The following is a 12,902-nucleotide window of genomic DNA, read 5'->3' as shown; positions in this document are numbered from 1 at the left end:
CGTCGAAGGCGCGGAAGGATAAGGGCGGCCGGCCAAGCAGCCGGCCGCCGTTGGGGAGCGCGCTAGAGGACCTTGGCCAGGAAGTCCTGCAGACGCGGCTGCTCCGCGTGGGAGAAGATGGCCTCGGGCGTGCCCTCCTCGCAGATGACGCCGGCGTCCATGAAGATGACACGGTCGGCCACCTCGCGGGCGAAGCCCATCTCGTGCGTGACCACCACCATGGTCATGCCCTCGGCCGCGAGGTCGCGGATCACCTGGAGCACCTCCCCCACCATTTCGGGGTCAAGGGCGCTGGTGGCCTCGTCAAAGAGCATGATGCCCGGATTCATGGCCAGGGCGCGGGCAATGGCGACGCGCTGCTTCTGCCCGCCGGAGAGCGATGCCGGGCGCGCGTCGGCCTTTTCGGCGAGCCCCACGCGCTTCAACAGTTCCATGCCCTTGGCGCGGGCACCGGCCTTGTCCAACTTCTTCAGCTCCACGGGGGCCAGCATGATGTTTTGGATGACGCTCATGTGCGGGAACAGGTTGAAGTGCTGGAAGACCATGCCAATGTGCTGGCGCACCGCGTTCAGGTCCACCTTGGGGTCGGTGAGGTCGAACCCGTCCACCGAGACGGTGCCGCCCGTGATGTCCTCGAGCTTGTTAAGACAGCGCAGGAACGTGGACTTGCCGGATCCCGACGGGCCGATCACGCACACCACTTCACCCTCGGCCACGTCCACGTCAAGGCCCTTGAGGACTTCATTCGTGCCGAAGGACTTTTTCAGGTCCCGGACACTGATCTTTGCCGTCTTGTCGATGGTGGTGGCGGTCATTTGTTGAACTTCCTGTCCAGGACGTTGGAAAACTGGGTCAAGATGAAGATCACGATGAAGTACAGGGCTGCCACAATCAACAGCGTCTCACCGGTGCGGAAGTTGGACGCGTAGATTTGCTGGCCCTGGTAGGTCAGTTCCGCGAAGCCGATGACTGCCAGGAGGGAGGTGTCCTTCAAGGTGATGACGAACTGGTTGATGAACGACGGCGTCATGATCTTGATGGCCTGCGGCACCACCACGCGGCGCATGGAGGTGACGTAGCTCAGTCCCAGGCTGCGGCTGGCCTCCAGCTGTCCGCCATCCACCGACTGGATGCCGCCGCGGACAATTTCCGTCATGTAGGCACCGGCGTTCAGGCTCAGGGTGATCACCCCGGCGGTCAGCACGTTCAGCGGCTGACCGGTCAGCTGCGGCAGGCCAAAGTAGAAGAAGAAGGCCTGGACGAGCAGCGGTGTGCCGCGGAAGATCTCCACGTAGATGCTGGCAACGACGCGCAGGATCCTGTTTTCGCCCACCTTGAAGAAGCCGAAGACGATGCCCAGCACCAGGGCGATGACCAGAGACAGCGCCGTGGCCAGCAGCGTCATGCCCAGGCCCTTCATGAGCGCCGGGAAGCTGTTCGCCAGCAGCTGGAAGAAGCTGGTCTGCTTGGCGGTTTCAGGCGCGGCAAGGTACTTGTCGAGGATCTTTTGGTATTCGCCGCTGGCCTTCAGGTTGGCCAGGCCCTTGTCGAACGCGGCGAGAAGATCCGCATTCTGTCCCTTGTTGACGGCGAAGCCGTAGGAGCTTCCCTGCTCCTTGGGTGTGACAATCTTCAGCCCGTTGTTTTGGCTGACGCCGTAGGCGAGGACGGGGTAGTCGTCAAAGACGGCCACGGAGTTGCCGGCCTTGACGTCGTCGTACATGGTGGCGGAGTCCGCCAGTGCCTTGACGGTGAAGCCGTACTTGGCCTTGATGGAGTTGGCGAAGGATTCGCCTTCGCTGCCGCGCTTGACGGAAACCGACTTGCCCTTGAGGTCCGCATAGGTCTTGACGGCGTCGTTGCTCTTGGCGACGGCCATCTGCACGCCGGAATCGAAGTACGGATCGGAGAAGTCAAAGATGAGCTTGCGCTTGTCCGTGATGGACATGCCGGCAATGACGCCCTGCACCTGGTTGGACTGCAGGGCCTGCAGGGCCGCGTCGAATCCGAGGGACTTGATGTCAACCTTGAACCCCTGGTTGTCGGCGATGGCCCGCAACAGGTCCATGTCGATGCCGACCAGGTCGCCGCTGCCGTTGCGGAACTCAAACGGGGCGAATGTGGTGTCCGTGGCGACGGCAAAGGTCTTGCCCTTGGCGTCTGCCGCGGCTGCGGGGGCGGGAGCCATGGGCGCAGCCGCGGGTGCAGTCGCCGGGAGGACGGCGGGTGCGGGCGCCGGGAGCACGGCGGCGGAGGCTGAGGCAACGCCCAGGAACAGGGCCAGGACGGTCAGTGCGGCGCCGAGCGCAGCCCTTCCGCGTCTGGTGGCCAACCGGTAAGTGTTCAAGATCTTCGAAACCATCCTTCGTTTTCGTGGGGCATGCGCGGCGCGTTGCGGGGATGCCGGGACATCCGCCGAGGGCACAGCAAAAACTGCACTTGAAGGCCAGGGGTGGCCCTCAGTGCAGGTGTCAGGGATAGATTCTATGCGAAACGGTGCAGAGCGCGGTGGTCAGTCGGTTTCCGGGCCCCAGCAGTAGGGGCATTCGCGGTCGCAGGCGACCATGCCATGGACGCCGCCCGGCCCGGACGTCGATGCGGTGCCGGAGGCGGGCGGCACGTTTGCCGGCGGGGCGTCGTGCGGGCCGGCGTAGGGGGTGCGCGGACTTGCGGTGGTCAGCGACTGCGGCATGGCGGGGTCTCCCTTGACTCCTGGTTGGACTCCCGCCCGTCCGCGGATGCGCGGGACTGGCGGTGCGGCCGGCCGTGCCCAGCCGGTGTATTTAACACGATAGTGTGGGCCGAGGCTCCTCCGGTCAGCGCCGCGAACAAAAAACAGGCGGCAAAACTGTGAGGTTGCCACCTGTACGCGTTTGTCAAAGCAATAGCGTGGCTGCCCGGACAACCGGACAACCACGCTATTTGCCGTCCCTGATTCCCGCCAAGCCCCGTCAGGCATTGCCCGGGGCCGTGGGGTTCGTCAGGCCAGGGTCGTGGTCGGAGCCGAATACGGCCAGATCCACTGCCCAGCCAGCGTCGTGGTCGGGTCGGAGCCGAATACGGCCAGATCCACTGCCCAGCCAGCGTCGTGGTCGGAGCCGAATACGGCCAGATCCACTGCCCAGCCAGCGTCGTGGTCGGAGCCGAATACGGCCAGATCCACTGCCCAGCCAGCGTCGTGGTCGGAGCCGAATACGGCCAGATCCACTGCCCAGCCAGCGTCGTGGTCGGAGCCGAATACGGCCAGATCCACTGCCCAGCCAGCGTCGTGGTCGGAGCCGTCGAATCAGAAGCCGAATACGGCCAGATCCACTGGCCCTGCGGGGCAGCGGAGGCCGTGGCAACTTCTGAGTGCGGTCCGGTCAAGGCACCCTGTGGGGCTGTGGCGGCTGAGGCCCCGCCAAAACCGAACAGCATGGCAATAGCGGTAAATAGTGCACCCAATGCGGCAACCCTGCCGATCCGTGAGTGTGTCTTGGGTTGACTGCTCTGCATGGAAAACCCTTTCGAATCATGGTGCTTACGACAGGCCGGATGGCCCCAAGTCCCTCCCCCAGGTGGGAACAGCCTTGCAGGCATAATTCTTATGAGAATGCGCTTGTCAACTCCAGTGTCATCTACCCCGGCCCAAATTGTCCACCATTGTCAGAAGTTAATTGGCGGTGCGCGTTTTCAGCCGCCAGTGCGGCGCGGGCCGGTGACGGGGGCAGTGTTGATTGGCCACGCGTAGCTGGCCACGACGAGCTGCCCGGCTATCCGTAAAACAGGCGTTCAAAGACTGCCCGCGCGCGCCGGGTGAGCCCCAGGTAGTCCTCCTCAAAGACAGCCGCATTTCCGGGCTCGTACCCGCACCAGCGGGCCACGGCTTCCAGGTCGCCGCGGGCGGACGGCAGCAGGTCGGAGGACTTGCCGGTCCACATCACGTTGGCGTTGCGGATTTTACCGGCCAGGCGCCACGCCGCCTCCAGCACGGACGCGTCCTCGCCGTCGACCAGCCCCAGTGCATGCGCGGCGTGGAGTGCAGGAACTGTCCGCGTGGTCCGCAGCGACGGTTCAGCGTGGGCGTTTTGCAACTGCCACAGCTGGACCAGCCATTCAACGTCGCTCAAGCCTCCGCGGCCCAGCTTCACGTGCCGGGCGGGATCGGCGCCGCGGGGCAGCCGCTCCGATTCCATGCGCGCCTTGATGCGCTTGATCTCCCGCAGTTCCGCCCCGCCCACGGCTGCCGGGTACCTGACCGGGTTCACCATGTCGATGAAGTCCGCGGCCAGCTCGTCGCTTCCGGCCATGGGCAGCGCCCGGAGCAGCGCCTGAGCCTCCCACGGGGACGACCACCGGGCGTAGTACTCGCGGTATGCCTCAAGGGAACGCACCAGCGGTCCGCTCTTGCCCTCCGGGCGCAGATCCGCATCTATGCTCAACACGCGTTCGGCCATGATGGCCGGCCGCACGGGCTGGGTGAGCATGGACGTCAACTTCGCTACGACCGCCTGGGCCTGGGCCTGGGCTTCCCCTTCGTCGGCGCCTTCCACTGCCCGGTGCACGAACAGGACGTCGGCGTCGGATCCGTAGCCGATCTCCCTGCCGCCCTGCCGGCCCATGGCGACGACCAGCACGCGGGCAAGCGGGGGGCCGCCGCCTTGGACGTCGGCCTCGGCCACCAGCAGCGCACCGAGCACCGCCGCGCGGTCGGCATCGCTGAGCGCGTCGGAGACCTGGTCCTGGGTGAGGAGTCCCGAACAGTCAGCGACGGCGGTCCGCAGGATCTCGCGCTGCCGGATCAGGCGGATCAGCCGGATGGCGTCGGACGGGGCCGGATGGCGGGACATTTTGGACTGGATCTCGGCCCATTGCGCGTCGAACGCCAGGGGCCGCAATTCCTTGTCGTTGCCAAACCAGGCTGTGGCCTCCGGGGACACCTCCAGCAGGTCGGTCACCAGACGGGAACTGGAGAGGACGTGGCACAGCCGTTCGGCCGCCGCCTGGTGGTCCCGCAGCATTCCCAGGTACCAGTGGGAGGTTCCCAGCGCCTCGCTCACCCGGCGGAAGGCGAGGAGTCCGGCGTCGGGGTCCACGCCGTCGGCCAGCCAGCCCAGCAGGACCGGCAGCAGCTGGCGCTGGAGGGCCGCACGGCGGCTCACGCCGGCCGTCAGCGCCTCGATGTGCCGCTGGGCGCCGGCCGCGTCCCGGTAGCCCAGCGCGGCCAGGCGCGCACGGGCGGCGTCCGTTGTCAGGGCGGCGTCCGCGGCGCTCAAGTGGGCGGCCGACGCCAGGATGGGCCGGTAAAAAATGAGCTCGTGCAGCGCTTGCACCTGCCGCTTGACCTTGCCCCAGTCGGCCAGCAGGGATTCGGCGCTGGGCCGCTTGAGGTTCATGGGCCCTGTGACCGCCCGGGCCAGGGCACGCAGCTGGTCCGGGGCGGTGGGCACCAGGTGGGTCCGGCGCATGTGGACCAGCTGGATCCGGTGCTCCAGGACCCGCAGGTAGCGGTACGCCGCGTCCAGGTGGGCGGCATCGCTCCGGCCGATGTATCCGGCCCTCATGAGGGCGTGGATGGCGGCCGTGGTGGCGCGCACCTGCAGGGAGGGGTCATTCTTGGCGTGGACCAGCTGCAGCAGCTGGACAGTGAATTCCACGTCGCGCAGCCCGCCCTTGCCCAGCTTGATCTGGCGGCCGGCTTCCGAATCGCGAATGTTGGCCGTGACCCGCCGGCGCATGCCCTGCACGGACGCCACGAAGCCCTCGCGCTCCGAGGAGGTCCAGATCAGCGGGGCCACGGCGCGTTCGAAGCGTTCCCCCAGTGCCCTGTCCCCCGCGATGGCGCGGGCCTTGAGCAGGGCCTGGAATTCCCAGTCGCTGGCCCAGCGCTGGTAGTAGAACAGGTACGACCCCAGCGTGCGGACCAGCGGGCCGTCCCTTCCCTCCGGGCGAAGGTTGGCGTCCACTTCCCACAGGCCCGGCTCGCGCTCGGGGGCGTAAATTGCCTTTGACACGGCCGCTGCCAGCGCACTCCCCACGGTGACGGCGCGTGCCTCGTCCAGCCTGCCGGCGTCGTCCGGCCCGTCGCCGGCATCATCGATGACGTACATCACATCGACGTCGGAGATGTAGTTCAGCTCCCGCGCGCCGCATTTGCCCATGCCGATGACGGCAAGCCTCAGGGCGGCGACGTCCGCGCGTGGAAATTGCCCGGCAACCTCGGCACGGGCCACGGACAGGGCGGCATCCAGCGCCGCCGCGGCCAGGTCCGCCAGTTCGGCGCCCACCATCGGCATGGCATCCTGTGGCGACGCGGCGCAGAGGTCCCGGATGGCCAGGTCAGCCAGATGGCGCCGGTATTGGGTGCGCAGCGCCACCCGTGCCTCCGTGCCGGCCAGCCGGGCGACAGGCATTTCCGCGGCCGGGTCGGCCCGCACCGCCAGGAGCATCGACTGCCGCAGCGCGGCGTGCGGCACCGCGACGGGTTCCGGGGACCTCGGAGCATCCACGACGTCGATGTGCTCGGGGTGGCGGATCAGGAACTCGGCGAGGGCCTCGGAAGCCCCGAGCAGCCGGAACAGGGCCTCGTTGGGGACCGTCCGGCCTGTTTCAGGATCCGCGGTGGTGAGCTTGCCGTACGCCGCGGGGACGGCACTGAGGAGGCGGACCAGCGACTGAAGGGCCAGGTCTGGATCATTGGCGCTTCCCAGCGACCTGAGGAGTTCCTCCCGGTCGAGTCCGGCCAGCTCCCGGAACCCCAGGAACCTCTCACATTTTTCAAGGTCGGAGAACCCGAGTGTGATCAGGGTGCGGGTCAGGGAACTCATGGGCGGCCCTAGAGCACCCCCAGGTAGCGGTTGATTTCATAGGGCGTGACCTGAAGGCGGTAATCCTGCCATTCGTCGCGCTTGTTCCGTAGGAAGTGGTCAAAGACCTGCTCGCCCAGGATCTCGGGCATGAGCTCGGACTCTTCCATCTGGCGGACGGCGTCGTGCAGGCTCGAGGGCAGGGGGTGGTGTCCCAGCGCGCGGCGCTCGGCGGTGGTCAGGGCGCTGACATCCTCCACGGCGGCGGGCGGGAGTTCATAGCCTTCCTCGATGCCCTTCAACCCGGCACCGAGCAGCACGGCGTAGGCCAGGTAAGGGTTGGCGGCGGAGTCGATCCCCCGGTACTCCAGCCGCGATGCCTGTCCCTTCCCGGGCTTGTAGAGTGGCACGCGCATCAGGGCCGAGCGGTTGTTGTGGCCCCAGGACACGTAGCTGGGCGCTTCTCCCCCGCCCCACAGGCGCTTGTAGGAGTTGACGAACTGGTTCGTCACGGCGGTGAATTCCGGCGCGTGACGCAGGATGCCGGCCATGAACTGGCGGGCGGTCTTGGAAAGCTGGAATTCGGCGCCCGGCTCGTGGAACGCGTTGGTGTCGCCTTCAAACAGGGAGAAATGCGTGTGCATGCCTGAACCGGGGTGATCGGAGAACGGCTTGGGCATGAACGTGGCATAGGTGCCCTGCTGGATGGCGACCTCACGGATCACGGTGCGGAACGTCATGATGTTGTCCGCGGTCGCCAACGCGTCGGCGTAGCGCAGGTCAATCTCGTTTTGGCCGGGACCGCCCTCGTGGTGGCTGAACTCCACCGAAATGCCCACATCCTCGAGCATGGTGACCGCCGTCCGGCGGAAGTCTTGGGCAACGCCGCCGGGGACGTGGTCGAAGTATCCGGCCTGGTCCACCGGAATGGGGATGCCGTCCGGGCCCGGCCTGTCGCTTTTGAGGAGGTAAAACTCGATCTCGGGGTGCGTGTAGCAGGTGAAGCCCATATCCGCCGCTTTGGCCAGGGTCCGCTTGAGGACGTTGCGGGGATCTGCGGTGGAGGGTTCGCCGTCGGGCGTGAGAACGTCGCAAAACATGCGGGAGGTTTGTTCGGTGGTCCCGCGCCAGGGCAGGATCTGGAAGGTGGAAGGATCCGGCTGTGCCAGCATGTCGGATTCGAACACGCGTGAGAGGCCCTCAATGCTCGACCCGTCAAAGCCCAGTCCCTCGGTAAAGGCGCCCTCGACCTCGGCCGGGGCGAGCGCTACAGACTTCAGGGAGCCCACGACGTCGGTGAACCAGAGCCGGACAAACCGGACGTCGCGTTCCTCGATGGTGCGCAACACAAATTCCTGCTGACGGTCCACTGCGGACCTCACTTCCTCTTCACTCACCGCGGATGGCTCGACCTTGCGCAGGATCCCGGCAACCTTGGCTGGCGCCACCGCCCGGGGCCCTCTATTCATACTCTACTCAGCCCTTCCGGTCGCCAGGGACGAAATTGCGCACCGAGTCGTAATAAGCTCTAGGCATGCCTTCACCAAGCACCCCCGGCCCTGCCGTTCCCGCCGCGCCCGCCGCCGCGGAGGTGGCAGCGCCGTATGGGTCCGCCCTCCCCGCCACCGCGTCCCGCGTCCGCACCCACCACCTGCAGGCGGCGAAGCTCAACGGCCAAAAGTTTGCCATGCTGACCGCCTACGACCAGTACACCGCCCAGATCTTTGACGAAGCCGGGATCGAGGTGCTGCTGGTGGGCGACTCCGCCTCCAACAACGTCCTGGGCAACGAGACCTCCCTGCCCATCACGCTCGATGAGATGATCATCTTCTCCCGTGCCGTCACGAACGGGGCCAAGCGCGCCCTGGTGGTGGCGGACCTGCCTTTCGGCAGTTACGAACAGTCCCCCGAGCAGGCGATCGCCTCCTCCGTGCGCCTCATGAAGGAGGGGCTGGTGCACGCGGTGAAAATGGAGGGCGGCGCCTACTACGCCCCCACGGTCCGGGCGCTGACCCAGGCCGGCGTCCCGGTCATGGCACACATCGGCTTCACGCCGCAAAGCGAGCACATGTTGGGCGGCTACCGCGTGCAGGGGCGCGGGGATGCAGCCCAGGCCATGGTGGACGACGCCGTCGCCCTGGCTGAGGCGGGCGCGTTTTGCGTGCTCATGGAAATGGTCCCGGCCGCCACGGCCGCCGCCGTGGACGCCGCGGTGGCCGTGCCGACCGTTGGCATTGGCGCCGGCAACACCACCACCGGCCAGGTCCTGGTCTGGCAGGACATGGCCGGGCTGCGCACCGGCAAGATGGCCAAGTTCGTCAAGCAGTACGCGCAGCTGCGCACCATTCTCTCCGACGCCGCCAAAGCCTACGGCGACGAGGTGCGCACCGGCGCGTTCCCCGGCCCGGAGCACACCTTCTAAATCCGGCCATCCCGCCCCGCCCCGGCCCGTCCCCCGGGCGGCAGGGCCGCCCGGCCCCGTGGGCCGCCATCAGGCGGGCTGCGGGTCCTCGCCCTGCCGGTGCCGCACCACGAGGCGCCGGACGGCGATGCCGTGCCCCCGCCTGCCGGACACCATGCTCACTTCCGTTCCCGAGTGGCGCGAAGCCCGGAACGCAAACCAGGCCAGCGGCCGCCGTCGTCCCTTTTGATAGACCCGGTGCGGAACACCGGCGAGATTGCCGGTGCTGTACCCGGCGGCGGCAACCACGCTGGGCAGCATGACCCTCGCCGCCTCCGCATACCCGTGGACGGAGGGGTGCAGGTGGTCGGTGAAGAACATTTCTTTTCGGTGGCGCCGGAAGATCGGTCCCAACAGGTCCGCCAGGGAAACGGTCCGTCCGCCATTGCGCAACACCACGATGGTCTGCCCGGTGGCCAGCATCCTGCTCACCCAGTGCGCACCAAAGCGCAGCGGCTGAAGGAACACCGGCACCGTGCCCAGGTCCGGGCAGGAAGCGAGCACCACTTCGCTGCCGCGGCTCCGCAGCGCGCGGACCGTCCCGGCAAGGGCGTCCAGCGACCGGCTGATGTTGCGCAGGTGCAGGACGTCATTGCCGCCAACGATGATGACGGTCACGTCCGGCTTCAGGTCACGGACGTCCAGTGCCTCCATCTGCACACGCAGATCCTCGGACGTGGCACCGATGAAGGCGAAATTCTCCAGCACCACCGGCCTGTCGGTGACCCCGGCCAGCCCGTCGGCAAGCATGTAGCCAACGGAGCCCTCCGGCACCCCGGCGCCGTAACCCACGGCAAGCGAGTCCCCCAGGATGACCAGCCGCAGGGGCTCCTGACCGTCGTGGCGGCCGAAATATCCGGTCGCCGGCACGGTATCCAACGGTTCCCGCGGTGCCAGCCGTCCATAAGCCAGGAGTCCCTCCAGCACCGTCAGGACGCCAAGGCCGGCCGCGGCGCCCCCTGCGACGGCGGCGAAGGTCCAGGCCGGGTGGGGAACGCGCGTTTCAGGCCCGGAACGGGAGGGCAGGTGCCCGTCCCGCGCCGACCGCCGGTGGTTCCCCTGCACGGCGGCCTCAGTCGTCTTCCTGGGCTTCCCAGTTTTCGTTGCGCTCGTGGACCTTGGCCAGGGCGGCCTCGGCCTCCTCCCGCGTGTTGTAGGGCCCGATCAGTTCCTTCCACCCGGACTGCGCATCCTGCTCGACCTGGTGCGTGTTGACGTTGTACCAATACTGCGGCATTTTTCCTCCATCGGCCCGGGGCGGTTGTTGCCATCATAGGCCCCGCCACCACGCCGGTGCAGCAAAACTTATAGGATGGTTCCATGTCTTCCACCGCAACTTCAGCACCACTTGGCACACTGGTTCCCGGGACGGTCAGCGCGCAGCTGCGGGTCCCCGCGTCCATCCCCCGTCCCGAATATGTGGGCAAGGCCGGCCCCGCGCCGTTCACGGGCTCCGAGGTCAAGGACGCCGAAACGCTGGAGCGGATCCGCATCTCCTCGAAGATTGCCGCGCAGGCCATCGTGGAAGTTGGAAAACACATCGTCCCCGGCGTCACCACGGACGAGCTGGACCGCATCGGCCACGAATTCCTGGTGGACCATCAGGCCTACCCTTCCACGCTCGGGTACCGCGGCTTTCCCAAGTCGCTGTGTTCCTCCCTCAACGAGGTCATCTGCCACGGCATCCCGGACAGCACCGTTGTACAGGACGGGGACATCATCAACATTGACATCACGGCCTACAAAAACGGCGTCCACGGCGACACGAACTGGACCTTCACCGTCGGCGACGTCGACGAAGAATCGCGCCTGCTGGTCGAACGGACCCAGGAATCCTTGAACCGGGCCATCCGGGCAGTGGCGCCGGGACGAGAAATCAATGTCATCGGGCGCACCATTTCCGCGTACGCCAAACGCTTTGGCTACGGCGTGGTCCGGGACTTCACCGGCCACGGCGTGGGCGAGTCCTTCCACACGGGCCTGATTATTCCGCATTATGACGCCGCGCCCGCCTACAACACCGTCCTCCGGGAGGGCATGGTGTTTACCATCGAACCCATGCTGACACTGGGCGGGGTCGAATGGGACATGTGGGCGGACGACTGGACGGTTGTCACCCGGGACCGCAAGCGCACCGCCCAGTTTGAGCACACCATGGTGGTCACCGCCACGGGTGCCGAAGTTTTGACCCTGCCCTAAACTTTTGACCCTGCCCTAAACTTTTCCGCGGCAAGCCTTTGCCACTTTCACGTCTGGAGCCCTGCATGTCCAAGAAGCACCCGTCCACGCAGACTGTCATCGGGATTGACATTGGCGGCACCGGCATCAAGGGCGGGATCGTCGACCTGGGCAGCGGTGAGATGTTGGGCGAACGGTACCGGATCGACACCCCGCAGCCGTCCACCCCGCAGGCGGTGGCCAAGGTGGTCAAGGAGATCGTCGACGAACTCATGACCCGCAAGCACGCCCCGGACGACGACGCGCCGGTGGGCATCACCTTCCCCGCGATCATCAGCCACGGCATCGCCCGCTCCGCCGCCAACGTGGACAAGTCCTGGATTGACGCCGATGTCGACAAGATCTTCACGCAGGAGCTGGGCCGCGACGTCCAGGTCATGAACGACGCCGACGCGGCCGGCCTCGCCGAGGCACGTTACGGCGCCGGCAAGGGCGTCAAGGGCACGGTGCTGGTCATCACGCTCGGCACGGGCATCGGATCGGCATTCATCCATGACGGCAAGCTCATCCCGAACGCCGAGCTGGGCCACCTGGAAATCGACGGGTTCGACGCCGAATCCAAGGCCTCAGCCAGCGCCCGGGAACGTGACGGGCTGACCTGGGCTGAATACGCCGTCCGCCTGCAGCGGTACTTCTCCCATGTGGAATTCCTGTTCTCCCCCGAGTTGTTCATCATCGGCGGCGGGATTTCCAAGCGGAGCGAGGACTACCTGCCGGCACTGTCGCTGCGTACGAAGATCATCCCGGCGGAGCTGGCGAACAACGCCGGCATTGTGGGTGGCGCCCTGCAGGCGGCCGTGCACTTCAAGATCACCAAGTAGGCAGATCAGCGCCGGCGGCGGAACTGCCGCAGCGGCCCAGGGGGACGCCAGGACCTGCGGACCTAGTCGCTGCGCGGGGCCGCGCTGCCGCCCGGGTACGCCTCCCGCAATTCCTTGATGGACTTTTCAAAGTCGTCCAGGGATTCGAAGGCCTGGTAGACACTGGCAAAGCGGAGGTAGGCGACCAAGTCGAGGCGCTGCAGGGGCGCCAGGATGGCCAGTCCGACGTCGTTGGCGTCAATTTCGGCGGCCCCGCTGGCCCGGATGGATTCCTCGACCTCCTGCGCCAGCATGGCGAGGTCGTCGTCCGTGACGGGGCGGCCCTGGCAGGCCTTCCGCACGCCGCTGATGACCTTGCTGCGGCTGAAGGGCTCCGCGACGCCGGAGCGCTTGGTCACTGACAGGCTGGCCGTTTCCACCGTGCTGAAACGCCGGCCGCATTCGGTGCACTGGCGCCGGCGGCGGATGGAGGAGCCGTCGTCGGCCAGTCGCGAGTCAACCACGCGCGAGTCGGGATTACGGCAGAACGGGCAGTACATCCAGCTCCCTTCAGGAACAGTTGGTGTCAGTCTATGACTACATGTGCCGGAATTACAA

At 66.7% G+C, this 12,902-nt stretch carries 12 protein-coding genes; 3 read left to right on the top strand and 9 right to left on the bottom strand.

Features of this window, described 5'->3' with window-relative positions; translation table 11 throughout:
- Positions 1 to 62: 62 nt before the first annotated feature.
- The 6 genes from DMB86_RS09330 to glnA all read right to left on the bottom strand — a co-directional run bounded on the left by DMB86_RS09330 (position 63) and on the right by glnA (position 8,155).
- Positions 63 to 815, bottom strand: coding sequence for an amino acid ABC transporter ATP-binding protein (locus DMB86_RS09330; RefSeq protein WP_113717520.1), 753 nt, complete (start codon positions 813 to 815; stop codon positions 63 to 65).
- Positions 812 to 2,362, bottom strand: a complete 1,551-nt coding sequence (locus tag DMB86_RS09325) for an amino acid ABC transporter substrate-binding protein/permease (protein ID WP_113717519.1) — start codon at positions 2,360 to 2,362, stop codon at positions 812 to 814. The genes DMB86_RS09330 and DMB86_RS09325 overlap by 4 nt, the downstream gene beginning before the upstream one ends.
- Before the next feature lie 150 nt (positions 2,363 to 2,512).
- Positions 2,513 to 2,692, bottom strand: coding sequence for a hypothetical protein (locus tag DMB86_RS09320; RefSeq protein ID WP_113717518.1), 180 nt, complete (start codon positions 2,690 to 2,692; stop codon positions 2,513 to 2,515).
- Positions 2,693 to 2,980: 288 nt separating this feature from the next.
- Positions 2,981 to 3,253 (bottom strand): hypothetical protein, encoded by a 273-nt coding sequence (locus DMB86_RS09315; RefSeq protein WP_113717517.1) that lies wholly within the window; start codon positions 3,251 to 3,253, stop codon positions 2,981 to 2,983.
- Positions 3,254 to 3,752: 499 nt separating this feature from the next.
- Positions 3,753 to 6,806: a bifunctional [glutamine synthetase] adenylyltransferase/[glutamine synthetase]-adenylyl-L-tyrosine phosphorylase gene (locus DMB86_RS09310; RefSeq protein WP_113717516.1), complete on the bottom strand. Its 3,054-nt coding sequence runs from the start codon at positions 6,804 to 6,806 to the stop codon at positions 3,753 to 3,755.
- A gap of 8 nt (positions 6,807 to 6,814) precedes the next feature.
- Complete coding sequence (gene glnA, locus DMB86_RS09305; RefSeq protein WP_113719450.1) at positions 6,815 to 8,155, bottom strand: type I glutamate--ammonia ligase; 1,341 nt, start codon at positions 8,153 to 8,155, stop codon at positions 6,815 to 6,817.
- A gap of 164 nt (positions 8,156 to 8,319) precedes the next feature.
- Between glnA and panB the strand changes: the two genes are divergently transcribed.
- A complete protein-coding gene (gene panB / locus DMB86_RS09300; RefSeq protein WP_113717515.1) occupies positions 8,320 to 9,207 on the top strand; it encodes a 3-methyl-2-oxobutanoate hydroxymethyltransferase in 888 nt (295 codons plus the stop codon).
- 69 nt (positions 9,208 to 9,276) lie between these two features.
- Here panB and DMB86_RS09295 read toward each other — a convergent pair whose 3' ends face one another.
- Both DMB86_RS09295 and DMB86_RS09290 read right to left on the bottom strand, forming a co-directional pair.
- Positions 9,277 to 10,311 (bottom strand): SGNH/GDSL hydrolase family protein, encoded by a 1,035-nt coding sequence (locus tag DMB86_RS09295; RefSeq protein ID WP_113717514.1) that lies wholly within the window; start codon positions 10,309 to 10,311, stop codon positions 9,277 to 9,279.
- Positions 10,312 to 10,318: 7 nt separating this feature from the next.
- Positions 10,319 to 10,483, bottom strand: coding sequence for an SPOR domain-containing protein (locus tag DMB86_RS09290; RefSeq protein WP_113717513.1), 165 nt, complete (start codon positions 10,481 to 10,483; stop codon positions 10,319 to 10,321).
- Positions 10,484 to 10,566: 83 nt separating this feature from the next.
- On the opposite strand from DMB86_RS09290, the gene map reads away from it, so the two are divergent.
- Together map and ppgK are read left to right on the top strand one after the other, a co-directional pair.
- A complete protein-coding gene (map, locus tag DMB86_RS09285; RefSeq protein ID WP_113717512.1) occupies positions 10,567 to 11,445 on the top strand; it encodes a type I methionyl aminopeptidase in 879 nt (292 codons plus the stop codon).
- Between the two features lie 65 nt (positions 11,446 to 11,510).
- The gene (gene ppgK, locus DMB86_RS09280; RefSeq protein ID WP_113717511.1) at positions 11,511 to 12,305 is read left to right on the top strand and encodes a polyphosphate--glucose phosphotransferase; all 795 of its coding nucleotides are present in this window, start codon (positions 11,511 to 11,513) and stop codon (positions 12,303 to 12,305) included.
- Positions 12,306 to 12,367: 62 nt separating this feature from the next.
- Here ppgK and nrdR read toward each other — a convergent pair whose 3' ends face one another.
- Complete coding sequence (gene nrdR, locus DMB86_RS09275) at positions 12,368 to 12,844, bottom strand: transcriptional regulator NrdR (RefSeq protein WP_113717510.1); 477 nt, start codon at positions 12,842 to 12,844, stop codon at positions 12,368 to 12,370.
- Positions 12,845 to 12,902: the final 58 nt, after the last annotated feature.

It is taken from the genome of Arthrobacter dokdonellae, from assembly GCF_003268655.1.
Classification (GTDB): Bacteria; Actinomycetota; Actinomycetes; order Actinomycetales; family Micrococcaceae; genus Specibacter; species Specibacter dokdonellae.
This window is presented reverse-complemented; position numbering and strand designations above follow the sequence as displayed.